This is a genomic window from Halopseudomonas sp. L-58 (assembly GCF_056859475.1).
Window position 1 is genome coordinate 112076 of the sequence record NZ_JBSXON010000050.1, and the last position, 23014, is coordinate 135089.

A 23014-nucleotide genomic window follows, 5' to 3' on the forward strand; every position below is an offset into this window, starting at 1 on the left:
GCGGCCGCGGCATCACTCTTCAACCGGCTTGAAGTCTTCCTTGTAACGCACGGCACAATCCGGGCAGGTAAAACTGTCCGGCAACGCCTCCCAGCGCGTGCCGGCCGGATAACCCTGATGCGGGTCACCCGCCGCCTCGTCGTACTCGTAACCACACTCCGGACATTGATAGCGGCTCATGCGGCCACCTCCGCACCCTCCGGCGCTGCCGCATCGACCAGCCCGTAACGACGCATCAGCATCTCGCGCTTGGCCGGCAGAAAGTTGATGCGCGAAGGGTCACGGCCGACTGCATCCAGCAGGCGCTTGTCCATCACCTTGAACCACAGCGGCGGGAAGTAGGTCAGCAGATACATGCCGAAGTAGCCGCTTGGCAGCCGCGGCAGATCCGGAAAGTCCCGCAGCGACTGATAGCGCCGGGTCGGATGGGCGTGGTGATCAGAGTGACGCTGCAAATGGAACAGCGCCCAGTTCGAGAACAGATGATTACTGTTCCATGAATGATGCGGCTGGCAGCGCTCGTAACGCCCAGTTGGCTCCTTGCGCCGCAGCAAGCCGTAATGCTCGATGTAATTGGCGAGCGTCAGCTGGAACGCGCCCCAGAAGGCAATCAGCAACATCACCGGCAGGATCTCGATACCCAGCCAGGCAATCAGGCCGCCATACAGCACCGCGCTGATCAGCGCCGGTTGCAGCACCTCGTTATCCAGACTCCAGACCGACTTGCCGCAGCGTTCAAGGCGCTGCGCTTCCAGATCCCAGGCACGAAAGAAGGCACCGGGCATCTCACGGAAGACAAAGCGATAGATGCTCTCGCCCATGCGCGATGAGGCAGGGTCTTCCGGGGTTGCCACATCACGGTGGTGGCCGCGGTTGTGCTCGACAAAGAAGTGACCGTAAAAACCCAGAGCCAGGGTAATCTTGGCCAGCCAGCGCTCCAGCCCGGTCTTCTTGTGGCCCATTTCATGGCCGAGATTAAGGCCAAACCCCAGACTGCCGCCGGTTGAAATGATCACCGCCAGCGTGCCGTACCAGGGCAGCTCGTAATAGCCGAGAAAGATGATGTTGACCAGAAAGCTGACCCACAGAATCGGCACCAGCGCATAGGTTACGTAACGGTAGTAGGGGTCGGCTTCCAGCGCGGGTACCGCCTCTTCCGGCGGATTGCTCAGGTCTTCACCAAGCACAGCGTCCAGCGCGGGAATGACAACGTAGGCAAAGATGGTCGAAACCCACAGCCAGATGACCTGCGGCGAAACCAGCACATAAAGCAGCGGCCCAACGAGTGCCAGCATCGGCACTCCCAGGGAAAACAGCCAGAGCCGGCGCTTGCGATCAACATAGCCAGCCAGGCCGCTTGGAGCAGCAGCGGTAGACGTCATGCTTTTACCCTCTTGTTGTTGTGTTTTCAGGGATACGGCACCGGCATGGATTGCGGCACAGGCAACGGCAGCCGGCAAATGCCTCGACACATCATGCGCCTGCGGTCATCGACGGCCACCCGTTGCAAGCGGCAATAAACCGTCATATTGTGACAGCCATTGGACGCGACCCTACCAACAACAACAGCAAGGCCGACCATGCCCCCCGATCAGTCCTGGCTGAGTCCAGCAGCACATACCGTCTACGCCCGTCTGGTCCATGCCGAGCTGCGTCGCCTCGGCTTCAGCCCCGACGCCATTCGCAGTGCCAGCGACGTCGACTGGGACATCCTCCAGCAGGACAGTCAGTTCCTCAGCCTGGAAACCCTGACCAAACTGCTTGATAGCGCCATCGCCCTGACCGGCCATCCCGGCCTGGGATTCGCGGTCGGCATGCACACCGACGTCTCGGCCCATGGTCCCGGTGGCTATGCCGCCGTCACCGCACCGACCATCAGGGCCGCCGTCGAAGTGGTTGAACACTACTCCAGTCTGCGCCAGCATCTGGGCCATTTCGTCATCGAACAGGTCGAGCCGCCAGTGCTGCGCCTGGATGAAGAGCAGACCCCGTCGCAGGTTCGCGAATACCTGCTGGGGCACTTTGCTACCGGCATGCTGCGACTGCTGGAAACGGTCAGCGGCTTGCCACTGCAGCAGGAGGTTACCCTTGAATGGCCGCTACCGCGGCCGGACTGGGCCGATCAGGTGGCCGGCCATGCCGGGAAATGGATATTCGGCAGCGATGCGTTGCGCCTCCATCTGCCGGCAGGATTGTTTGCCCAGGCGTGCCTTGGAGCCGATCCGGATGCCCATCGTCAGGCTCTGCGCGACTGCGAACACCAACTGCAGCACCAGCTCCGGGGCGGCGACCTGAGTGAGAGGATCAAGAAACGCCTGCTCGGTTGCGAGTACCACTACCCAACCCTGGCCCAAATGGCTGCGCAGGAGCATATGACTGCGCGCACCCTGATTCGCCACCTGGGCAACGAGGGCGTGCGTTATCAGCAACTATTGGATGAGGTACGCAGCGAGCAGGCCTGCTGGCTGCTGGAACACACGGACTTGAGCGTGGAGCTGATTGCCGAGCGGCTCGGCTATCAGGACACCAGCAATTTCAGCCGCACCTTCCGGCGCTGGCTGGGTTGCCCGCCGCGCGCCTACCGGCAGCACAGCCAGGCAACCCGCTAGGGCGTCAGTTGGCCGGCACTACCCGCAGCACCTTGCCAGCGGGGCTGTCGGTCAGCAGATAGACGGCGCCGTCCGGACCGCTGCGCACATCACGAAAGCGCTGGCCCAGCTCGGTGAACAGGGACTCCTGCGCGCTGACCGTATCGCCATCCAATGCCACGCGGCGGACTTCCCTGCCCGCCAGCGCCGAGATCAGCAGGTTGCCCTGCCATTCAGGGAACAGATCCCCCTGATACAGCGCCATCCCGGACGGCGCAATCGACGGCACCCAGTAGGTCAGCGGCTGCTCCAGCCCGGGCAATTCGGTGTAGGGCGAGATCTGCGAGCCGTTATAGTCGACACCGTAGGTGATCTTCGGCCAACCGTAGTTGTGACCGGCCTGAATCAGGTTCAGCTCGTCGCCACCGCGCGGGCCGTGTTCGTGGCTGAACACGCGACCTTCGCCGTCTACCACGATCCCCTGCACATTACGGTGGCCGATGCTGTAGAGCTCCGGCAGCGCCCCCTGTTGGGCAACGAAGGGATTGTCAGCCGGCGCCGAGCCATCACGATTGAGGCGCACGATGCTGCCCAGATGATTGCCAGTGTTCTGCGCCTGCTCGCGGTAATCAAAGCCATCCCCAAGCGTCAGCAGCAGGGTATTGTCCGGCAGAAAGGCGATGCGCCCGCCATAATGCGCGCTGCCGCGCTTGGCTGGCTGAACACGGAAGATCTCGTGGGTATTTTCCAGCGCCGTACCATTGAAGGTCGCCGCCGCCAGACAAGTATGGTTGGCTTCCAGCGTGCCGCAGCTGTAGCTGAGGAACAGCTCGCCAGATTCGGCGAAATCAGGCGCCAGCGCCACATCCATCAGACCCGCCTGACTGTTGACGAAGGCCTCGGGCACGCCTGCTACCGGTTCGGCACGCAGCGTGCCGTCAGCGCCAATCAGGCGCAGCTGGCCGGCACGCTCGGTGACCAGCATGCCGCCATCCGGCAGAAACGCCAGTGACCACGGATTGCTCAGTCCCTCGGCGACCGTTTCGATCTGATAGTCCGCCGCCGCAACCGGGCCTGCACAGAGCGCCAGGGCGGCGCCGACCAGAGTGAACCTGTTCATTAACTGTCTCCTTGCAGGATTAACCGAGCACACGCAGCCCGCGCCGCGCCTTGGGTTTGGTCAAACGGCCGAACAGCGCGCTGCCCAGACCGACTGCCGCCATCATGCTCAACAGGCCGGATGTTTCGCGAGTCGCCGCGATAAAAGTCGGCATCGGCAGCAGCGTGTTTGCCAGGGTGAAGGCCGCCCAGATGCCGACAAACCCACCCAGAAAATACAGCAGCCAGCGCCAAGGCTTGAAGATGCGCCCCAGTGCCTCGGCCAGCGGCAGCGCCAGCAGCAGGGTCGCCGCAACCATGACGACGAAAATCGGGGTAAAGGTCAGCAGGTCATGCAGACTGCTCTGCGCACGGGTCGCCAGATCAACCGGCACGTCCATGGCCTGCAGTGCGGCCAGATTGAACTGGGTCTGGACCAGCGAGCCCAGCAGGGTCGCCACCAGCACGGCCAGCAGATAGAGGAAGACGATCCGCAGTACGGTCATCAATTTCATTGTCGTTATCCTGTTACGCAGTGCGAGCACTCAGCTCGCGTCAGTTCCATCGGGCAGGGTCGGCAGATTGCGCAAGGCCTGCTCGTAGGCGGGAGTATCAAAGGCAGCGTCCTGCTCCAGCATCTGGTTGATGCTATGGGCCAGAACCTGCGCCATCAGCTCGAGAATATCCTCGCGCGCATAACCGACCAGCGTCAGCTTGTTCATGGTCGCCAGCGCAGCAGGTGGCTCACCGGCAGCCAGCTGATTCTCGATCGCTTCGATCAGGCGGGCCTCGGCGAAGGACTCGTCGTCCTGTTCGTCCTGATTGCTCATATCTCTGTCCTGTTGCAAAAAGGGCGGCTTGCGCCGCCCCTTCAGTGCTCAGTTAACCTTGGCTTCCAGCTCGCCACTGGCGTAACGCTGGAACATGCCTTCCAGGGAGATCGGCTTGATCTTCGAGGCATTGCCGGCGGTGCCAAAGGCTTCGTAGCGGGCGATACAGATGTCGCGCATGGCGTCGATGGTCTTGGCGAAGAACTTGCGCGGGTCGAACTCGCTCGGGTGCTCGGCCATCATGCGGCGCATGGCACCGGTGGACGCCAGACGCAGGTCGGTATCGATGTTGACCTTGCGCACGCCGTGCTTGATGCCCTCAACGATCTCTTCGACCGGCACGCCATAGGTTTCCTTGATGTCGCCGCCGAACTCGTTGATCACCTTCAGCCACTCCTGCGGAACCGAGGAGGAACCGTGCATTACCAGGTGGGTGTTGGGGATGCGCTTGTGGATTTCCTTGATGCGCTCGATTGACAGCACATCGCCCGTCGGCGGCTTGGTGAACTTGTAGGCGCCGTGGCTGGTACCGATGGCAATCGCCAGAGCATCAACCTGAGTGGCCTTGACGAAGGCCGCGGCTTCTTCCGGGTCGGTCAGCAGCTGGCTGTGATCCAGCACGCCCTCGGCGCCAACGCCGTCTTCCTCACCCGCCATGCCGGTTTCCAGACTGCCCAGGCAACCGAGCTCGCCTTCCACGGACACACCGCAGGCGTGGGCGAACGCCACGGTCTGCTGGGTCACGCGGACGTTGTAGTCGTAGTCGGCCGGGGTCTTGCCGTCTTCCCTCAGCGAGCCGTCCATCATCACCGAGCTGAAGCCCAGTTGAATCGAGCGCTGGCACACGTCCGGGCTGGTACCGTGATCCTGGTGCATGCACACCGGAATATGCGGAAACTCCTCGATGGCAGCCAGGATCAGGTGACGCAGGAAGGGCGCACCAGCGTACTTGCGGGCGCCGGCAGAGGCCTGCACGATCACCGGGGAATCGGTCTTGTCGGCCGCTTCCATGATGGCGCGCATCTGCTCCAGGTTGTTGACGTTGAAAGCGGGCACGCCGTAACCGTATTCGGCGGCGTGGTCGAGCATCTGGCGCAGGCTGATAAGAGCCATAATCAATCTCTCCGTTAAAAAAGTCGTTGCGGCAAGCGACAAGCCCCAAGCGGCAAGCTGTCCGGGCGATCCCGACAGTCTACCCGCCTGACCTGAGGCTGGTCACCCCTTGCCGCTTGCAGCTTGAGGCTTGCAGCTGTGCTTAGCGCGCACGCTGCTCCAGAATCTCGACAGCCGGCAGTACCTTGCCCTCGACGAACTCGAGGAAGGCGCCACCACCGGTGGAGATGTAGGAAATCTGTTCGGCAACACCGTACTTGTCGATGGCAGCCAGGGTGTCACCACCACCGGCGATCGAGAAGCCCTCACTGGCAGCGATGGCGTGCGCCAGCGCCTTGGTGCCTTCGCCGAACTGGTCGAACTCGAAGACACCAACCGGGCCGTTCCAGAGGATGGTGCCGGAGGCTTTGAGCATCTCGCCAAACTGCGCTGCAGTCTGCGGGCCGATGTCGAGAATCATGTCATCGTCAGCCACGTCAGCGACGGCCTTGACAGTGGCAGTGGCGGACTCGGCAAATTCCTTGGCAACCACCACGTCAACCGGCAGCGGCACACTGACCTTGGCGGCAATGGACTTGGCGGTATCAACGAGGTCGGCTTCGTACAGCGACTTGCCAACCTTGTAACCGGCGGCCGCGAGGAAGGTGTTGGCAATACCGCCACCAACGATCAGCTGGTCGCACTTGTCCGACAGCGCTGTCAGTACGTCCAGTTTGGTCGAAACCTTGGAGCCGGCAACAATGGCCACCATCGGGCGGGCCGGCTTGTCCAGCGCCTTGGCCAGCGCGTCCAGCTCGGCGGCCAGCAGCGGACCGGCGCAGGCGACCTTGGCAAACTTGGCAACGCCGTGGGTCGAACCCTGGGCGCGGTGGGCGGTGCCGAAGGCATCCATCACGAACACATCGCACAGCGCCGCGTACTGCTGAGCCAGCTCGTCGGTGTTCTTCTTCTCGCCCTTGTTGAAGCGGACGTTTTCCAGCAGCACCAGCTCGCCCGGCCGGACCTCGACACCGCCGAGATAGTCGCGCACCAGCGGTACGTCGCGGCCCAGCGCTTCGCTCAGGTAGGCAGCAACCGGTGCCAGGCTGTTCTCTTCGCTGAACACGCCCTCTTCCGGGCGGCCCAGGTGTGAGCAGACCATGACTGCAGCGCCTTTCTCCAGCGCCAGCTTGATGGTAGGCAGCGAGGCAACGATACGCGCGTCGCTGGCGACCTTGCCGTTCTTGACCGGCACGTTGAGGTCTTCACGAATCAGTACACGCTGGCCGTTCAGGTCCAGCTCATTCATGGTCAGTACGGTCATAGCCCGCTCCTTCGTTCAATAAGGGTTAATCAGTTGCGCCGCCGTTGGCCGCGCTCAAGTCATTCGACAGGTTGCGCCAGCCAGTACTGGGCAACATCCAGCATGCGGTTGGCAAAACCCCATTCGTTATCAAACCAGACCAGCAGATTCACCAACCGCGGGCCGGAAACGCGGGTCTGGCTGCCATCCACAATCGCCGAGTGCGGGTCGTGGTTGAAGTCGCAGCTGGCGTGGGGCAGCTCGGTGTAATCGAGCAGTCCCGCATAGTCGCCTTCGGCGGCGGCCCGCAGCAGCGCATTGACTTCAGCAGCGCTGGTGTCGCGCGCGGTCTGCAGGGTGATATCCAGCGCCGACACATTTACCGTCGGTACCCGAATCGCCTTGGCCTGAATGCGCCCGGCCAGCTCCGGCAGCAGCCGCTCGATGCCGCGTGCCAAACCAGTCGAGACCGGAATAACCGACTGGAATGCCGAACGGGTGCGGCGCAGGTCAGCGTGATGGTAAGCGTCGATCACCGGCTGATCGTTCATTGCCGAATGAATGGTGGTGATGGAAACGTACTCCAGCCCGATCACTTCGTTCAGCAACTTGAGCAGCGGCACGCTGCAATTGGTGGTGCAGGAGGCGTTGGACACCAGACGAGCGTCGCGCGGCAGGCTGGCGTGATTGACGCCATACACCAGCGTTGCATCGACCGCCTCTTCGCTTGCCATCGGCTGCGAAAACAGCACCCGCGGCACCCCGGCGTGAACAAAGCGCAGCCCCTGTTCACGGGTGGTGTACTGGCCGGAACACTCCAGCAGCAGATCGATATCCAGCCCGCGCCAGTCAACCCCTTCCGGCTCGGCCTCGCGCAATACCTGAATCGCCTGCCCGTTGATCTGCAAGCAGTCACCGCTGACCCGCACCTCGCCCGGAAAGCGACCGTGCGTGGAGTCAAAGCGGGTCAGGTATTCAATACTGTCACGGTCGGCCAGATCATTCAGCGCCACCACCTGCACATCCAGATCACCGCGCTCGTGCAGCGCGCGCAGCACGCAGCGACCGATCCGGCCGTAGCCGTTCAGAGCGATTTTATAGGGACGCGGGTGGGACATAACAGCAGGCTCCGCCTGGCTGCAAGCTGCAAGCTGCAAGCTGCAAGCAGGCAGAGCGCCACTTGCAGCTTGAGGCTTGAGGCTTGCCGCTGGTTTAGTCTTCCAACAGCTCTTCAGCCGCTGCCAGCACGTTGTCGAGGGTGAAACCGAATTCCTCGAACAGCGCTGCAGCCGGGGCGGATTCGCCGAAGCTCTGCATGCCGATGATGCGGCCGTCGAGGCCGACGTACTTGTACCAGAAGTCGGCGTGGGAGGCTTCGATGGCGATGCGAGCACCCACTTCCAGCGGCAGTACCGACTGTTTGTAGGCGGCGTCCTGCTGGTCGAACACACTGGTCGACGGCATGGACACCACGCGCACCTTGCGGCCCTGTTCGGTCAGGGCAGCCCAGGCGTTGACCGCTAGGCCGACTTCGGAGCCGGTCGAGATCAGGATCAGTTCAGGCTCGCCGTCGCAGTCCTTCAGCACGTAACCGCCGCGAGCAACGTTGGCCAGTTGCTCGGCATCGCGCTCCTGATGGGGCAGATTCTGACGCGAGAAGATCAGCGCGCTCGGGCCGTCGGCACGCTCCAGCGCGTATTTCCAGGCAATCGCCGACTCAACCGCGTCGGCCGGACGCCAGGTGTCCAGATTCGGCGTACCGCGCAGGCTGGCCAGCTGTTCGATCGGCTGGTGGGTCGGGCCGTCTTCGCCCAGACCGATGGAGTCGTGGGTGTAGACGTGGATTACGCGCTGCTTCATCAGTGCCGACATGCGCACGGCATTGCGAGCGTATTCCATAAAGATCAGGAAGGTCGCGCCGTAGGGCACGAAGCCGCCGTGCAGGGCGATACCGTTCATGATCGCGGTCATGCCGAATTCGCGTACACCGTAGAACAGGTAGTTGCCTGAGGCGTCAGCCGCCTCGACACCCTTGCAGCCCTTCCACAGGGTCAGGTTGGAGCCGGCCAGGTCAGCGGAGCCGCCGAGCATTTCCGGCAGCAGCGGGCCAAAGGCGTTCAGGGTGTTCTGGCTGGCCTTGCGGCTGGCGATGGTTTCACCCTTGGCAACCACTTCGGCGATGTAGGCATCGGCCTTGGCGCTGAAGTCAGCCGGCAGATCGCCAGCCAGACGACGCTGCAGCTCGGCAGCCAGTTCCGGGAAGGCAGCCTGATAGGCGGCAAACTTGTCGTTCCAGGCGGCTTCGGCCTTGGCGCCGGCCTCGTGGGCGTCCCACTCGGCCTTGATGTCAGCCGGGATTTCGAACGGGGCGTGCGGCCAGTTCAGCGCTTCACGGGTAGCGGCGATTTCCGCCTCGCCCAGTGCTGCGCCGTGGCACTCTTCCTTGCCCTGCTTGTTCGGCGAACCGAAACCGATGATGGTCTTGCAGCAGATCAGGGTCGGCTGCTCGGTATTCTTGCGTGCGGTCTCAATGGCGGTCTTGATCTCGTCGGCATCGTGGCCGTCGACATTGCGGATCACCTGCCAGCCGTAGGACTCGAAGCGCTTGGGCGTGTCGTCGGTAAACCAGCCTTCGACTTCACCGTCGATGGAGATGCCGTTGTCGTCGTAGAACGCAACCAGCTTGCCCAGACCCAGGGTGCCGGCCAGTGAACAGACTTCGTGAGAGATGCCTTCCATCATGCAGCCGTCGCCGAGGAACACGTAGGTGTTGTGGTCGACAACCTCGTGACCTTCACGGTTGAACTGCGCAGCCAGCACCTTCTCGGCGATCGCCATGCCCACGGCATTGGCAATGCCCTGCCCCAGCGGGCCGGTGGTGGTTTCAACGCCCGGGGTGTAGCCGTATTCCGGGTGGCCCGGCGTTTTGCTGTGCAGCTGACGGAAGTTCTTGATGTCGTCAATGCTGACGTCGTAGCCAGTCAGGTGCAGCAGCGAGTAGATCAGCATCGAGCCGTGACCGTTGGACAGCACGAAGCGGTCGCGGTCGGCGAAATTCGGGTTGGCCGGGTTGTGCTTCAGATAGTCGCGCCACAGCACTTCGGCGATATCCGCCATACCCATGGGCGCACCGGGGTGGCCGCTGTTGGCTTTCTGCACGGCATCCATGCTGAGGGCACGAATGGCATTGGCACGGTCACGACGACTGGGCATGAACAACTCCTGTGGTTGGCAAGGCATGGGGCGTTTGCCGCAACACGCGGCTGGCCGGGAAAAGAAGGCGGGCATTTTCGCGCAAACGGCCGTTTCGGGCAATGAAAACACCGTTCCGAGTGCAGTTATCGTTCGCTCGCCGGACGAACGGAGGGGCCTATATCAAAGTTTTTTGATATAGCCGTTGCGGCGACGCCCGATCAAAACTAAACTGCGCCACATGAACCAGATTGCGCACCTTCCCGCCACCCCCAGTCAGACCGACGACCTGGCCGCCTTTTGCAAGGCCGCTGGCGATGTGTTGCGGCTGGATATCCTGCGGGTGCTGCGCAGCGACTCGTTCGGCGTGCTGGAACTGGCGCAGATCTTCGGCATGCGCCAGTCCGGCATGAGCCACCACCTCAAGGTGCTGGCAAACGCAGGGCTGGTGAGCACGCGCCGCGAAGGCAACTCGATCTTTTACCGTCGCAGCCTGCCGGTCACTGAACAGCCCTGGCATCGGCTGCACAGCCAACTGCTGAACGAACTCGACAGCCAGCCGGATGACGCCCAACTGCAGCAAGCCATTGCTGCAGTGCACGCCCAGCGTGCAGAGCTGTCACGCCAGTTCTTTGCCCGTTTTGCCGATGGCACCCCGGCGCAGCAGGACCTGATCGCCCACTTTGGCATCTACCGCGAGCCGCTGCTGACCCTGATCGACGCCCTGCCGCTGCCGGCCCGGCAACTGGCCATCGAGATTGGTCCGGGCGAAGGCGGCTTTCTGCCCAGCCTGGCCAGCCGCTTCGAGCGCGTGGTCGGACTCGACAACGCCGAGGCCATGCTTGAGCGCGCGCGCCAGCAGTGTCAGGACGCGGGCCTCGACAACGTGGACTGCCTGCTCGCCGACGCCCTGCTGCCGCAGCAATTGCCGCTGGCTGACTGCGTGGTCTGCAACATGGTGCTGCACCACATGCCGGCGCCGGCTGAAGCGCTCAAGCGCTTTGCCGCACTGCTCAAACCCGGTGGCAGCCTGGTGCTGACCGAGCTGTGCAGCCACGACCAGAGCTGGGTACGCGACAGCTGCGGCGATCTGTGGCTAGGCTTTGACCAGGATGATATTGCGCGCTGGGCCGAGGCTGCCGGACTGCGTCCGGGCAACAGCCAGTACATCGGCCTGCGTAACGGCTTTCAGCTGCAACTGCTGCAGCTGGCCAAACCCGAATCCCCTTCTCCCGAGGACAGGAAAGACCCATGAGCGATTACTCGATTTTCACCTCCGAATCCGTGTCCGAAGGCCATCCGGACAAACTGGCTGACCAGATTTCCGACGCCGTTCTGGACGCCATCCTGAGCGAAGACAAATTTGCCCGGGTCGCCTGTGAAACCATGGTCAAGACCGGTGTTGCCATCGTCGGCGGTGAAATCACCACCAGCGCCTGGGTCGACCTCGAAGACCTGGTGCGCGGCGTCATCTGCGACATCGGCTACACCTCCTCGGACGTCGGCTACGACGGCGCCACCTGCGGCGTGATCAACATCATCGGCAAGCAGTCGCCGGACATCGCCCAGGGCGTTGACCGCCAGAAGCCGGAAGATCAGGGCGCCGGTGACCAGGGCCTGATGTTCGGCTACGCCAGCAACGAAACCGACGTGCTGATGCCGGCCCCGATTACCTTCGCTCACCGTCTGGTCGAGCGTCAGGCTGAAGCGCGCAAGGACGGCAGCCTCGGCTGGCTGCGCCCGGACGCCAAGTCGCAGGTCACCTGCCGCTACGAGAACGGCATCGTCACCGGTATCGACGCCATCGTGCTGTCGACCCAGCACAACCCGGACATCAGCCAGGCGGACCTGCGCGAAGCGGTGATGGAAGAGATCGTCAAAAAGGTGATCCCGGCCGAACTGCTGCACGCCGCCACCCAGTACCACATCAACCCGACCGGCAAGTTCGTCATCGGCGGCCCGGTGGGCGACTGCGGCCTGACCGGTCGCAAGATCATCGTCGACACCTACGGCGGCATGGCGCGTCACGGTGGCGGCGCGTTCTCCGGCAAGGATCCGTCCAAGGTTGACCGCAGCGCCGCCTACGCCGGCCGCTACGTCGCCAAGAACATTGTCGCTGCCGGCATGGCCGACAAGTGCGAGATTCAGGTTTCCTACGCCATCGGCGTGGCGCAGCCGACCTCGGTATCGATCAATACCTTCGGCACCGGCAAGATCAGCGACGAGAAGATCATCCAGCTGGTGCGTCAGCACTTCGATCTGCGCCCGTATGCGATCACCCGCATGCTCGACCTGCTGCACCCGATGTACCGCGCGACCGCCGCGTACGGCCACTTCGGCCGCAACCCGTTCGAGATGACCGTCAAGGGTGACACCTTCACCGCCTTCCCGTGGGAGAAAACAGACAAGGCCGACGCGCTGCGCGCGGACGCCTGACGGCGTAGCGGCTGGAAGCTGGAAGCTGGAAGCTGGAAGCTGGAAGCCAAGTCAGCGTGGATCTACGCCCAGCACTATCAAGCGCCGGGCAGACCGATAGAAGCAGCCCAATACAACTCGGACTGCTTGAAGCTTCCAGCTTAAGGCTTCCAGCTGGGTTTATTGGCGATAGCTGTCATGACAGCTTTTGCAGGACTGCTGGACCGCACGCAGCTCATCAGCTGCCTGGTCCAGGGATTTGATGCCGACAGAGGTAACGGCATGCAGGTCGGCGACCTTGGCCTTGAAGTCATCAATGGCCAGGGCAAAGCCTTCGGGATCGGACCAGACGGTGTCCTTGGTGCGGTTCGGCTCGGGGTCATCGCCCGGGGTCGGGAAGTGCTCCCAGGGCTGATCGGCGAGCTGGGCCAGGGTATCGGCCTTGTTCATGAACTCGCCCATGCTGGGGGTAACGCGCCCGGTCAGCATGCCGCTCATCGGCTCGGTCTGGCGCAGCATCTGTTTGAACAGCGCCTGGCGCTTGCCTTCGTGCGAGTTGGGGTCAGGTTCATTGTTGCAGCCGGCCAAAGCCGCGCCGAGCAACAGGGCGACAACGAGTTTTCGGTATGGAACAGCGATCATGTTTCATCCAGACGACATACAGGAGGGGCGACAGTATCGCCTCTGAACCGATTCCGGCCAAGGCGTGTTCCTGTGCGAACAGCCTGACCGGGTAACTTCAGCCCCGGACGAGGGGCGCTGCAGCAGCGGCTCCAGCCGCTGCCAGGCTCGTCCGGGGCGTGCGACATTTAACCGCGCCCATTCGCAACCACGAATGGAGAAATCAGATGAGTGCCGTGATCAATAACGCCTTTACCGACTACAAGGTCGCCGACATCAGCCTGGCCGACTGGGGCCGCCGCGAGATCATCATCGCCGAGTCGGAAATGCCCGCGCTGATGGGCCTGCGCCGCAAGTACGCCGGCGAGCAGCCGCTCAAGGGTGCCAAGATTCTGGGCTGTATCCACATGACCATCCAGACCGCCGTACTGATCGAAACCCTGACTGCCCTGGGCGCCGAAGTACGCTGGTCTTCCTGCAACATCTTCTCAACCCAGGATCAGGCCGCTGCTGCGATCGCTGCCGCCGGCATCCCGGTATTTGCCTGGAAGGGTGAGACCGAAGAAGAGTACGAATGGTGCATCGAGCAGACCATCCTCAAGGACGGTCAGCCGTGGGACGCCAACATGGTGCTGGACGACGGCGGCGACCTGACCGAAATCCTGCACAAGAAATACCCGGCGATGCTGGACAAGATCCACGGCATCACCGAAGAAACCACCACCGGCGTGCACCGCCTGCTCGACATGCTGAAAGCGGGCACCCTGAAGGTCCCGGCAATCAACGTCAACGACTCGGTCACCAAGAGCAAGAACGACAACAAGTACGGCTGCCGCCACAGCCTGAACGACGCGATCAAGCGCGGTACCGACCACCTGCTATCCGGCAAGCAGGCGCTGGTCATCGGTTACGGTGACGTGGGCAAGGGTTCTGCACAGTCGCTGCGCCAGGAAGGCATGATCGTCAAGGTCACCGAAATCGACCCAATCTGCGCCATGCAGGCCTGCATGGACGGTTTCGAAGTCGTCTCCCCGTACCACAACGGCATCAACGACGGCACCGACGCCTGCATCGACGCCGCGCTGCTGGGCAAGATTGACCTGATCGTCACCACCACCGGTAACGCCAACGTCTGTGACGCCGGCATGCTGAAAGCACTGAAGAAACGCGCGGTGGTCTGCAACATCGGTCACTTCGACAACGAGATCGATACCGCCTTCATGCGCGCCAACTGGGGCTGGGAAGAGGTCAAGCCGCAGGTGCACAAGATTCACCGCACCGGCAAGACCGTTGACGCCACCAACGACGACTACCTGATCCTGCTGGCCGAAGGCCGTCTGGTGAACCTGGGTAACGCCACCGGCCACCCCTCGCGGATCATGGACGGCTCCTTCGCCAATCAGGTGCTGGCACAGATCCACCTGTTCGAGCGCAAGTTCGCCGATCTGTCTGCAGCCGACAAGGCCGCCGCGCTGACCGTTGAAGTGCTGCCGAAGAAGCTGGACGAAGAAGTCGCACTGGAAATGGTCAAGGGCTTCGGTGGCGTCGTCACCCAGCTGACCAAGACCCAGGCCGACTACATCGGCGTCACCGTCGAAGGCCCGTTCAAGCCCGACAGCTATCGCTATTGATAGCTGTCAGCCGCAAGCTGCAAGCCTCAAGAGCCCTGCCCGCCTCGCTGGCGGGCACGGGTTTCCGGGGGTTGCTTGCCGCTTGCAGCTTGAGGCTTGAAGCTGACGCCCTTCCAAGAGTAGAGAGATAATGACGACCAACGCCCCCATCAGCTTCGAGTTCTTCCCGACCAAGACCGAAGCCGGCCACGAAAAACTGCTCGCCACCGCCCAGACCCTGGCTGCGGCAGGCCCTGAATTCTTTTCCGTCACCTACGGTGCCGGCGGATCCACCCGTGACGGCACCCGCCGCACCGTGCTGCAGCTGGACGGCGAGGTGAAGGTTCCGACCGCACCGCACCTGTCCTGCGTCGGCGACTCGCGCGAAGACCTGCGCACCCTGATCAACGACTACCGTGCCAACGGCATCCAGCGCATCGTCGCCCTGCGCGGCGACCTGCCCTCCGGCATGGGTCACGCCAGCGGCGAGCTGCGCTACGCCAACGAGCTGGTCGAGTTCATCCGCGCCGAGACCGGCGATCACTTCACCATCGAAGTCGCCGCCTACCCGGAATCGCACCCGCAGGCGCCGAACTTTGAAACCGATCTGCAGAACTTTATCCGCAAGGCCCGCGCCGGTGCCGACAGCGCGATCACCCAGTACTTCTTCAACGCCGACTGCTACTTCCACTTCGTGGACCGGGTGCGCCAGGCAGGGATCGACATCCCGATCATTCCAGGCATCATGCCGATCACCAACTACACCAAGCTGGCACGCTTCTCCGACGCCTGCGGCGCCGAGATTCCGCGCTGGATCCGCAAGCAGCTGGAAGCCTACGGTGACGACAGCGACAGCATCAGCGCCTTCGGTACCGAGGTGATCAGTCAGCTGTGCGAGCGCCTGCTCGATGGCGGTGCGCCCGGCCTGCACTTTTACACCCTCAACCAGGCCGAACCCAGCCTTGCCGTTGTGCGCAATCTGCAGGGCGATCGCTGAGCCGGACGGGCTACCGGCGACCCCGGCAGCCCGAACATGCGAGCACCGCAAAAGCACGCTAGACTGCGGCCATGAACCGATTTCATGGCCTTCTGGCCGTCGCCCTGGCACTGTCAGCCAGCCCACTCAAAGCCGAACAGCTGACCATTGTCAGCGAGCCATGGCCACCCTACGTATTTGAAGAGAACAACACTATCCGTGGCATCGACTACGAGGTCAGCGACAGGCTGCTGCGTGAGCTGGGCTATGACCCCAAATGGCGAATGATGCCCTGGAAGCGGGCCCAGCATGAGGTGCGCGAGGGCAATGCCGACGCCATTCTCGATATAGGCATCAACGACCAGCGCCGCCAGACGTACCACTACCCCAGCGAGCCGCTTTCCCACAGCGAGACAGTGCTGTTCTATCGCAAGAGCCAGCCATTTCCGTTCACCCGAATCGAAGACCTACGCGGTCTGCGTATCGGTATCTCCGCCGGTTACAGTTACGGAAACGATGAGTTCAAGGCCGCCAACTACTTCGAGCGCTGGCCCTGTCCTGCAATCGAAGCCTGTCTGCTGATGCTGGAGCATGGTCGCGTCGACATGCTGCCGATCAACCGCAGGGTCGGCCTGTACACCATCAGACAACTCGGACTGAATGATCGGATCGCCCACCATGACACTCAACTGAGCAGCGGCGAGCTCTACCTGGCATTCGCGCGAACGCCGGCGCTGGCCGACCTCGCAAAGCGCTTCAGCGAGGCATTGCAGCAATTCAAGCAGTCGGACGACTACCTGCACCTGCTGTATCGCTATGGTCTGCAATAGTCAGGCAGCGCCTGCCAGTCGGCACTATGCGGCGGCTCCCTTTCTGTTATACTCGCCGGGCTTCAGGAAGCACTGAACAACTCCGCATGCTCTCTGGCCTTCCGATCAACTGCGCATCAGGCGCACTATCGAAGACATGCCAGGACCCGTCGCACCACCGCCACGCAGAGAGCGGTTGACCGCGACAGTCACTCAGGGCGAGCGCTCAAGCACCAATCGACTGTTCGGCACGGTCTGTCCGGGGCATTTCCCGTACGCCATTGCCAAGCGCCGGTGTCGCTGAGCCCTTGTAGCGCGCGTGCGACGTCACACACTGCTTTCTTTCATTCCAGGCCGCACGGACACGCGGCAGCCGCACGGTGCCAGACACCTGCCCGCTGCCCTCTGCACGTTCGCAACGGCCATCACAGGGTTATTCTGAATGTCCTTTGCCTCCTTGGGCCTGTCGGACGCGTTGGTACGCGCCGTGGCAGCCACTGGTTACACCACGCCCACCCCGGTTCAGCTGCAAGCGATTCCGGCTGTTCTCGAAGGCCGCGACCTGATGGTTGCGGCACAGACCGGTACCGGCAAGACCGCCGGTTTTGCACTTCCGGTTATCGAACGTCTATTCCCCGCTGGCGAGCCCGCCGGCAAGCGCCCGGGCGCCAAACAGGTTCGCGTGCTGGTACTTACCCCGACCCGTGAGCTGGCAGCTCAGGTGCACGACAGCATTCGCGCCTATGCTACCGAGCTGCCACTCAAGTCCACCTGCATCTTTGGTGGCGTTGGCGCCAACCCGCAGATGAAAGCCATCGCTCCCGGCCTCGATATTCTGGTTGCCTGCCCGGGCCGCCTTCTTGACCTGGTCGGTCAGAAGGCTGTCGATCTGTCGCAGGTAGAGGTACTGGTGCTGGACGAAGCCGACCGCATGCTCGACATGGGCTTTGTCCATGACGTGAAGAAGGTCATCGCCAAACTGCCGGCCAAGCGTCAGAACCTGCTGTTCTCCGCGACCTTCTCGAAAGACATCACCGATCTGGCCAACAAGCTGCTCGACAACCCGGCGCGTATCGAAGTCACGCCGCCGAATACCACCGTCGAGCGCATCAATCAAAAGGTCTACCGCGTTGCTGCCGGCCACAAGCGTGCGCTGGTCGCCCATCTGATCACCCAGGGCGCCTGGGAACAGGTGCTGATCTTTACCCGCACCAAACACGGAGCCAACCGTCTGGCCGAGTACCTGGTCAAGAACGGTCTGCCAGCGGCGGCGATTCATGGCAACAAGAGCCAGAGCGCACGCACCAAGGCACTGGCCGACTTCAAGGCCAACACCCTGCGCATTCTGGTAGCTACCGATATCGCCGCCCGCGGCTTGGACATTGATCAGCTGCCCCACGTGATCAACTTCGAACTGCCCAACGTCTCGGAAGACTACGTCCACCGCATCGGCCGCACCGGCCGTGCCGGTCGCAGCGGCGAAGCGGTGTCGCTGGTCAGCCCGGACGAGGACAAGCTGCTGCGTTCGATTGAGCGCATGACCAGGCAGCGCATCGAGGAGGGCTCACTGGAGGGCTTCGAGCCGCCGGCCCAAGCCGAACTGAACAGTGATCGCCCGGAGCGTGAGCGTGGCGAACGCAGCGAGCGCCCGCGTGGCCAGAACGCGCGCAGCAACAGCAATGGCGGTGCGCGCAACAACCGCGGCCAGGGTGGCCAGACCGCCAAACGCACCAGCCAAGGCCAGGGCCAATCGCAAGGCCAAGGCCAAGGCACCCGCGCGAACGGCGGGAATGCCGGCAACGGCGGCAAGGGTAACGGCGGAAACGGCCAGCCACGCGGCCAGCGTCGCGACGACCGCCAGCGCGGCGAGCAACGTCCGCATCAGCAACGACAGCGCGCAGCCGGCCAGCCACGGGTAATGCCGGGCATTCATGCTCCGGAAGATCCGGTCGCTATCGAACGCCGCCGTCAGGCACTCGGCAACCGCATTGAGCCGGAGGTCGAGGATCGTAAACCCGCCAAAGGCAAACCGGGTGGCCGCCCGCAGCGCGAAAAGCCGGCACTGCTCGGCCCACGCTGAGGTCGAAAACGAAACGGGGGCCATGCGCCCCCGTTTTTTTGTGCAACGATCACGCCCCGCATCATCAACGCTGCACAGCAGCTTCATCAGCGGCTATAGTCCTTGAAGGTATTTACGTCACAAGGACCGTTTCATGACTCTGCCACGGCTTGCACTGCTCTCCACCCTCGCCCTTGCTCCTGCCCTGCTCTGCGCCCAGCAGCTCGACACCTCGCCAAAACCGGGCCTGTGGATCAGCGAAAGTACCACCCTGATCAACGGTGTCGATATGCAGGCGCGTATGCGCGAGATGCGCACCAACATGCTCAACAGCCTCCCTCCGGAGCAACGGGCCATGGCCGAGGAAATGCTCGGTACTGAAGAACAGGTTGGGGAGCGCCAATGCATTACAGCCGACATTGCAAAAACCCTGACCGACCCGCAAGCCCTGCTGCGCGATGCACGGGAGAATATGCCCAAATGCGACTTCAAGATCAGCCAGTCCAGCGCTGACGCCCTGCAGTTCACCGGTCGCTGCAACGATCCTGACGGGTTCACCGGCGACATGAGCGGCACAATTGAAATGCTCTCCAGCACTGAAATGCGCTCTACTTTCAATGGCCAGGGCGCCTATGCGCTGCCGGCCGGCTTACTCGGCCCGGATGCCGGCCCCGGCGATGGCGAGGTAACCCTGTCTCATCGGCAGATCAGCCGCTGGCAATCCAGCGATTGCGGCAACGCCCCGCCCTACTGAGCTGTGTCAACCGTGCCCACCACAAAGAGTCTTGCGCTGCTTCACATCAGTGCAGAGCAGGGCTCGCCTGCCTGACGTCATCGGGTTATTCTCCCCCACCCGGCCTGTGCCGGCGTCGTGCAGTGACAGGGAGCGTACATGTCTGCAACAACCCCGGATAACGCCAACAGCTGGCGCGGCCGTCTGGTCGCAGCGCTGCTCGCCTTCCTGATCTGGGGCGCCTGGGCCCTGTTTGCCAATTGGCACAACGATACGTCACATGCGCTGATGGCCGGCCTGCTGCAAGGTACCTTCAGCGGCATCCTCACCCTGCTGATGGCCATGGCCGTCACTACACTGTTTCGCCGTCTGCCGGATAATCCACTGCGCGTACTGCTGCCGGCGCTGATCATCGTCAGCGCCAGCTTTGCCCTGCTCTTCCTGCTGCACCGCTGGCATCAAACGCCCGCGCTCTGGCAAACCATCATTCCTCCGAGCAGCATGGCCTTTGCCTACTGCCTGTTTCTGAGCGTGCGCCTGCATCGCCAGGCCCGCGCCCTCACCCTCACCCTCAACAACGAGACACCATGACCAGCAATCGCCGCCCACTGAAGATCCGCGATCAGCGGATCATGACCCGCTTCGCCGCCTGGCTCAGCCAGCGCAGCGTTACCCCCAATCAGATTTCCGTGCTCAGTGTGATCTGCGCACTGGCCGGTGCGGCTGCGCTCGTCTGGTCCGGTCAGCAGGCGGGCGGCGAGCGCTCGATCTGGCTGATCGTCGCCGCCCTGTGCATCCAGCTGCGCCTGTTGTGCAACCTGTTCGACGGCATGGTGGCGATGGAGGGCGGCAAGCAGACGCCGGCGGGCGAGCTGTTCAACGATGTCCCGGATCGCATTGCCGATCCGCTGCTGATCGTTGCCTGCGGCTTTGCCCTGCCCAGTTTCGAGTCGGCCCAGTGGCTGGCCTGGCTTGGCGCACTGCTGGCCGTGATGACCGCCTATGTACGCGTACTCGGTGTCTCGCTCGGGCTGCCAGCCGACTTTCGCGGGCCGATGGCCAAGCAGCAACGCATGGCCCTGCTGACCGGCGCCTGCGTGCTATCGGCGTTTGATCCGTTGTGGCAGCACCCGGGGCTGATTCTGTGGGTCAGCCTGATTGTCATCGCCGTCGGCAGCGGCCTGACGGTGCTGCGCCGTCTGATCGGCGCCTATCTACGCCTGCAACGCCGGGGGATTGAATAATGGATATCGGCCTGCCCTTCATGCTCGACCTCACACCCAATACCCTGAACGCCATGCTGGTGGTGGTCGCCATGCTGGTGATCGCCAGCATCACCCAACTGATCCTGCGCCCGCGCCTGAGCGACGACGGCTATCTGGAGCTGAAACAGCGCATCAACTCCTGGTGGGTAATGGTCGGCGTGGTGTTTACCGCACTGATGATTGGCCCCACCGCCTCGCTGGTCTTCTTCACCATCCTGAGCTTTATCGCCCTGCGTGAATTCTTCTCGATCCTGCCGGTCCGCGTCACCGACCGCCGCCTGATCCTCGCGCTGTATCTGGCCGTACCGCTGCAGTACTACTGGGTTGGACTAGGCTGGTACGGGATGTTTATCGTCTTCATTCCCGTCTACCTGTTCCTGCTCATTCCCTTCGGCCTCTTGATGCTGGGTGAAACCAAGGGCTTCATTCGCGCGGTCGGATCCTATCAGTGGGCAACCATGACCACGGTGTTCGCCATCAGCCATGTCGCCTATCTGCTGATGCTGCCCGCCGATGAAAACCCAGCGGGCGGTGGTGTAGGTCTGGTGCTGTATCTGGTGTTCCTGACCCAGTTCAACGACGTGGCCCAGTACATCTGGGGCAAGAAGTTCGGCAACCGCAAGATTGTCCCGGCAATCAGCCCGAACAAGACCTGGGCCGGTTTTCTCGGCGGCGTCGCCACCACCACCCTGCTCGGCGCCGTGCTGGCTCCCTGGCTGACGCCAATCGGCTGGGGTCTCGGACTGGCCGCAGGCCTGCTGATCGGTCTGGCCGGCTTCATCGGCGACCTGACCGTATCGGCGGTCAAGCGTGACCTGCGCATCAAGGACACCAGCCAGCTGATTCCGGGCCACGGCGGCATCCTCGACCGTATCGACAGCCTGATGTATACCGCGCCGCTGTTCTTCCACTTCCTCGTTTACACCACCTACTGAGGCCGCCATGTCCGTGATCAAGCGCCTGCCCAAACAGCTGTTCTTTCTGCTGATCGTCAAGCCCGTGGTGTACCTGCTGCTTGGCCTGAACATCTACAACAAGCAACGCCTGCCGAGCCACGGCCCGGCGATCCTGGCCGCCAACCACAACAGCCACCTGGACACCCTTGTATTGATGGCCCTGTATCCGCTTGGCGAGTTGCACCGGGTACGCCCGGTGGCGGCAGCGGATTATTTCCTGCGCAACCGCTTCACCAGTTGGCTGTCGCTGAACCTGATCGGCATCATTCCGCTGGATCGGCAGGGTCAGGTCGACAAGGATCAGGTGTTCGAGCAGTGCCAGCAGGCGCTGGCCGATGGTCAGATTCTGCTGCTGTTCCCCGAGGGCAGTCGCGGCGACCCGGAGCAGCTGCAGCCGTTGCGCAAGGGTGTCTACCACCTCGCCCGCAGCCACGCCGGCACTCAGGTGGTGCCGATTGCCATGCACGGCCTTGGGCGCGCCCTGCCCAAGGGCGGCTCGATGATCGTGCCGTTCAATGCCGATGTGGTGATTGGTGAAGCACTGCTGCCGGGTGAAGACAGCAACGCCTTCATGCAGGACCTGCAGACCTCGCTGGAAGGCCTGCTGGCTCAGTGCATCACCAAACGGGATGCGCGCTGGGAGGATGAGTAAGCCTCGCGCGCCGATAGCGGCTGCGCGAGGCGCAGCCGTCAATAAACAAGCGACTTCAGCTGGGGTCGCCATAGTATTGACGCCATTGTTTTGCCACTACATTTTATAGATAATAATGCCGCGCTCAGGGATGATCGCCGGCAGCAGGAGCCTGCCTATCCTTCCCCTGTTCGCATTGATCATACATACGCACAGGACCAGGCCTTTGAAAGCAAATCGGATTTCCCTCGCCATCACCCTCGGCACTGCAATCGCCACCAGCGCAGGCTGCGCAAACCTGTCTGAAAATCAGTGGGCCAACAAGGAAAACATTGGAACACTCATTGGCGTAACCGCCGGAGCGCTGCTTGGCAGCCAAGTGGGCGATGGCAACGGTCGCACCGCCGCCATCATTGCGGGCGCACTTGCCGGTGGCTATCTTGGCAAAACAATTGGCTCCAAGCTGGACGAGCGGGATCGTCAGGCACTCGCGCAACAGACCCAGCAAGCCCTCCAATATTCAGCTGATGGCCAAAGCCGTCAGTGGACCTCCAGCCACAGTGGTGCTAGCGCAACTATTACTGCCGTCAGTAGCGAGACTGTCGAGCGCCAAGTTGCAGTGAAACGGGCGCCCAGCGTAGCGGCCGTACCAAACATGTCGCTGATCAATCAGCCGTATCGCTCCACCAAATCGGCTAAGGAATCGCTGATCAATTCAGATTTGCGCATTACCGGTGTCGATCAACTGAATTTTTGATGCAGCGAACCTGTTCTTGGCGACATTGCTCCGCAAATCGCCTTCAACTCTGGCCATTTTGGCCTATTTCCACCCGACT

At 62.6% G+C, this 23014-nt stretch carries 23 protein-coding genes and 1 riboswitch; of the genes, 13 read left to right on the top strand and 10 right to left on the bottom strand.

Annotated features, from left to right (window positions below; translation table 11 throughout):
* Window positions 1–12: 12 nt before the first annotated feature.
* Together AC13EY_RS06675 and AC13EY_RS06680 are read right to left on the bottom strand one after the other, a co-directional pair.
* A complete protein-coding gene (locus AC13EY_RS06675) occupies window positions 13–180 on the bottom strand; it encodes a rubredoxin (protein ID WP_088274437.1) in 168 nt (55 codons plus the stop codon).
* Complete coding sequence (locus tag AC13EY_RS06680; protein ID WP_482877712.1) at window positions 177–1382, bottom strand: alkane 1-monooxygenase; 1206 nt, start codon at window positions 1380–1382, stop codon at window positions 177–179. Before AC13EY_RS06680 ends, AC13EY_RS06675 begins: the two co-directional genes overlap by 4 nt.
* Before the next feature lie 198 nt (window positions 1383–1580).
* Between AC13EY_RS06680 and AC13EY_RS06685 the strand changes: the two genes are divergently transcribed.
* Complete coding sequence (locus AC13EY_RS06685) at window positions 1581–2609, top strand: helix-turn-helix transcriptional regulator (RefSeq protein WP_088274433.1); 1029 nt, start codon at window positions 1581–1583, stop codon at window positions 2607–2609.
* Between the two features lie 4 nt (window positions 2610–2613).
* On the opposite strand, the gene AC13EY_RS06690 is transcribed toward AC13EY_RS06685, so the two are convergent.
* The 7 genes from AC13EY_RS06690 to tkt form a co-directional block, all read right to left on the bottom strand.
* Window positions 2614–3708: a PQQ-dependent sugar dehydrogenase gene (locus AC13EY_RS06690; protein ID WP_482877713.1), complete on the bottom strand. Its 1095-nt coding sequence runs from the start codon at window positions 3706–3708 to the stop codon at window positions 2614–2616.
* A 19-nt stretch (window positions 3709–3727) separates the two neighbouring features.
* The gene (locus AC13EY_RS06695) at window positions 3728–4201 is read right to left on the bottom strand and encodes a hypothetical protein (RefSeq protein WP_088274429.1); all 474 of its coding nucleotides are present in this window, start codon (window positions 4199–4201) and stop codon (window positions 3728–3730) included.
* Between the two features lie 30 nt (window positions 4202–4231).
* On the bottom strand, window positions 4232–4516 hold the full coding sequence (locus AC13EY_RS06700; RefSeq protein WP_228245489.1) for a hypothetical protein: 285 nt from the start codon (window positions 4514–4516) through the stop codon (window positions 4232–4234).
* Between the two features lie 48 nt (window positions 4517–4564).
* Complete coding sequence (gene fba / locus AC13EY_RS06705) at window positions 4565–5629, bottom strand: class II fructose-bisphosphate aldolase (protein ID WP_228245490.1); 1065 nt, start codon at window positions 5627–5629, stop codon at window positions 4565–4567.
* 142 nt (window positions 5630–5771) lie between these two features.
* A complete protein-coding gene (locus AC13EY_RS06710) occupies window positions 5772–6932 on the bottom strand; it encodes a phosphoglycerate kinase (protein WP_228245491.1) in 1161 nt (386 codons plus the stop codon).
* A 59-nt stretch (window positions 6933–6991) separates the two neighbouring features.
* A complete protein-coding gene (gene epd / locus AC13EY_RS06715; protein WP_228245492.1) occupies window positions 6992–8029 on the bottom strand; it encodes an erythrose-4-phosphate dehydrogenase in 1038 nt (345 codons plus the stop codon).
* Window positions 8030–8123: 94 nt separating this feature from the next.
* Entirely contained in the window at window positions 8124–10124 is a 2001-nt protein-coding gene (gene tkt, locus AC13EY_RS06720) for a transketolase (protein ID WP_228245493.1), read from the bottom strand.
* A gap of 220 nt (window positions 10125–10344) precedes the next feature.
* On the opposite strand from tkt, the gene AC13EY_RS06725 reads away from it, so the two are divergent.
* Window positions 10345–11358, top strand: coding sequence for an ArsR/SmtB family transcription factor (locus tag AC13EY_RS06725; protein WP_088274417.1), 1014 nt, complete (start codon window positions 10345–10347; stop codon window positions 11356–11358).
* Entirely contained in the window at window positions 11355–12539 is a 1185-nt protein-coding gene (gene metK / locus AC13EY_RS06730) for a methionine adenosyltransferase (protein ID WP_482877716.1), read from the top strand. Before AC13EY_RS06725 ends, metK begins: the two co-directional genes overlap by 4 nt.
* A 159-nt stretch (window positions 12540–12698) precedes the next feature.
* Here metK and AC13EY_RS06735 read toward each other — a convergent pair whose 3' ends face one another.
* Entirely contained in the window at window positions 12699–13160 is a 462-nt protein-coding gene (locus AC13EY_RS06735) for a c-type cytochrome (protein ID WP_228245494.1), read from the bottom strand.
* A gap of 103 nt (window positions 13161–13263) precedes the next feature.
* A riboswitch (S-adenosyl-L-homocysteine riboswitch) is annotated at window positions 13264–13346 on the top strand.
* Window positions 13347–13366: 20 nt separating this feature from the next.
* Here AC13EY_RS06735 and ahcY point away from each other — a divergent pair.
* The 10 genes from ahcY to AC13EY_RS06785 all read left to right on the top strand — a co-directional run bounded on the left by ahcY (window position 13367) and on the right by AC13EY_RS06785 (window position 22935).
* The gene (gene ahcY, locus AC13EY_RS06740) at window positions 13367–14770 is read left to right on the top strand and encodes an adenosylhomocysteinase (protein ID WP_228245495.1); all 1404 of its coding nucleotides are present in this window, start codon (window positions 13367–13369) and stop codon (window positions 14768–14770) included.
* Between the two features lie 130 nt (window positions 14771–14900).
* Window positions 14901–15746 (top strand): methylenetetrahydrofolate reductase [NAD(P)H], encoded by an 846-nt coding sequence (metF, locus tag AC13EY_RS06745; RefSeq protein ID WP_228245496.1) that lies wholly within the window; start codon window positions 14901–14903, stop codon window positions 15744–15746.
* Between the two features lie 71 nt (window positions 15747–15817).
* On the top strand, window positions 15818–16555 hold the full coding sequence (locus tag AC13EY_RS06750; RefSeq protein ID WP_088274407.1) for a substrate-binding periplasmic protein: 738 nt from the start codon (window positions 15818–15820) through the stop codon (window positions 16553–16555).
* A gap of 421 nt (window positions 16556–16976) precedes the next feature.
* Window positions 16977–18614, top strand: a complete 1638-nt coding sequence (locus AC13EY_RS06755; RefSeq protein WP_228245497.1) for a DEAD/DEAH box helicase — start codon at window positions 16977–16979, stop codon at window positions 18612–18614.
* Window positions 18615–18747: 133 nt separating this feature from the next.
* Window positions 18748–19347, top strand: a complete 600-nt coding sequence (locus AC13EY_RS06760) for a DUF3617 family protein (protein WP_228245498.1) — start codon at window positions 18748–18750, stop codon at window positions 19345–19347.
* Between the two features lie 138 nt (window positions 19348–19485).
* Window positions 19486–19917 carry a hypothetical protein gene (locus AC13EY_RS06765; protein WP_228245499.1) on the top strand — a complete coding sequence of 144 codons (432 nt, stop codon included), beginning with the start codon at window positions 19486–19488 and terminating at the stop codon, window positions 19915–19917.
* The gene (locus tag AC13EY_RS06770) at window positions 19914–20570 is read left to right on the top strand and encodes a CDP-alcohol phosphatidyltransferase family protein (RefSeq protein ID WP_228245500.1); all 657 of its coding nucleotides are present in this window, start codon (window positions 19914–19916) and stop codon (window positions 20568–20570) included. Before AC13EY_RS06765 ends, AC13EY_RS06770 begins: the two co-directional genes overlap by 4 nt.
* Window positions 20570–21526, top strand: a complete 957-nt coding sequence (locus AC13EY_RS06775) for a phosphatidate cytidylyltransferase (protein ID WP_228245501.1) — start codon at window positions 20570–20572, stop codon at window positions 21524–21526. The genes AC13EY_RS06770 and AC13EY_RS06775 overlap by 1 nt, the downstream gene beginning before the upstream one ends.
* Before the next feature lie 7 nt (window positions 21527–21533).
* Complete coding sequence (locus tag AC13EY_RS06780; protein WP_228245502.1) at window positions 21534–22199, top strand: lysophospholipid acyltransferase family protein; 666 nt, start codon at window positions 21534–21536, stop codon at window positions 22197–22199.
* 205 nt (window positions 22200–22404) lie between these two features.
* The gene (locus tag AC13EY_RS06785) at window positions 22405–22935 is read left to right on the top strand and encodes a glycine zipper 2TM domain-containing protein (RefSeq protein ID WP_482877721.1); all 531 of its coding nucleotides are present in this window, start codon (window positions 22405–22407) and stop codon (window positions 22933–22935) included.
* The last annotated feature ends 79 nt before the right edge of the window (window positions 22936–23014 follow it).

Coding starts and splice junctions, on each gene's coding strand:
- tkt (WP_228245493.1), bottom strand. CDS start 10,124: ATGCCCAGTCGTCGTGACCGTGCCAATGCCATTCGTGCCCTCAGCATG.
- AC13EY_RS06685 (WP_088274433.1), top strand. CDS start 1,581: ATGCCCCCCGATCAGTCCTGGCTGAGTCCAGCAGCACATACCGTCTAC.
- AC13EY_RS06755 (WP_228245497.1), top strand. CDS start 16,977: ATGTCCTTTGCCTCCTTGGGCCTGTCGGACGCGTTGGTACGCGCCGTG.
- metK (WP_482877716.1), top strand. CDS start 11,355: ATGAGCGATTACTCGATTTTCACCTCCGAATCCGTGTCCGAAGGCCAT.
- AC13EY_RS06710 (WP_228245491.1), bottom strand. CDS start 6,932: ATGACCGTACTGACCATGAATGAGCTGGACCTGAACGGCCAGCGTGTA.
- AC13EY_RS06760 (WP_228245498.1), top strand. CDS start 18,748: ATGACTCTGCCACGGCTTGCACTGCTCTCCACCCTCGCCCTTGCTCCT.
- AC13EY_RS06775 (WP_228245501.1), top strand. CDS start 20,570: ATGGATATCGGCCTGCCCTTCATGCTCGACCTCACACCCAATACCCTG.
- AC13EY_RS06725 (WP_088274417.1), top strand. CDS start 10,345: ATGAACCAGATTGCGCACCTTCCCGCCACCCCCAGTCAGACCGACGAC.
- AC13EY_RS06700 (WP_228245489.1), bottom strand. CDS start 4,516: ATGAGCAATCAGGACGAACAGGACGACGAGTCCTTCGCCGAGGCCCGC.
- AC13EY_RS06695 (WP_088274429.1), bottom strand. CDS start 4,201: ATGAAATTGATGACCGTACTGCGGATCGTCTTCCTCTATCTGCTGGCC.
- AC13EY_RS06735 (WP_228245494.1), bottom strand. CDS start 13,160: ATGATCGCTGTTCCATACCGAAAACTCGTTGTCGCCCTGTTGCTCGGC.
- AC13EY_RS06770 (WP_228245500.1), top strand. CDS start 19,914: ATGACCAGCAATCGCCGCCCACTGAAGATCCGCGATCAGCGGATCATG.
- ahcY (WP_228245495.1), top strand. CDS start 13,367: ATGAGTGCCGTGATCAATAACGCCTTTACCGACTACAAGGTCGCCGAC.
- epd (WP_228245492.1), bottom strand. CDS start 8,029: ATGTCCCACCCGCGTCCCTATAAAATCGCTCTGAACGGCTACGGCCGG.
- metF (WP_228245496.1), top strand. CDS start 14,901: ATGACGACCAACGCCCCCATCAGCTTCGAGTTCTTCCCGACCAAGACC.
- AC13EY_RS06675 (WP_088274437.1), bottom strand. CDS start 180: ATGAGCCGCTATCAATGTCCGGAGTGTGGTTACGAGTACGACGAGGCG.
- fba (WP_228245490.1), bottom strand. CDS start 5,629: ATGGCTCTTATCAGCCTGCGCCAGATGCTCGACCACGCCGCCGAATAC.
- AC13EY_RS06680 (WP_482877712.1), bottom strand. CDS start 1,382: ATGACGTCTACCGCTGCTGCTCCAAGCGGCCTGGCTGGCTATGTTGAT.
- AC13EY_RS06780 (WP_228245502.1), top strand. CDS start 21,534: ATGTCCGTGATCAAGCGCCTGCCCAAACAGCTGTTCTTTCTGCTGATC.
- AC13EY_RS06765 (WP_228245499.1), top strand. CDS start 19,486: ATGTCTGCAACAACCCCGGATAACGCCAACAGCTGGCGCGGCCGTCTG.
- AC13EY_RS06690 (WP_482877713.1), bottom strand. CDS start 3,708: ATGAACAGGTTCACTCTGGTCGGCGCCGCCCTGGCGCTCTGTGCAGGC.
- AC13EY_RS06750 (WP_088274407.1), top strand. CDS start 15,818: ATGAACCGATTTCATGGCCTTCTGGCCGTCGCCCTGGCACTGTCAGCC.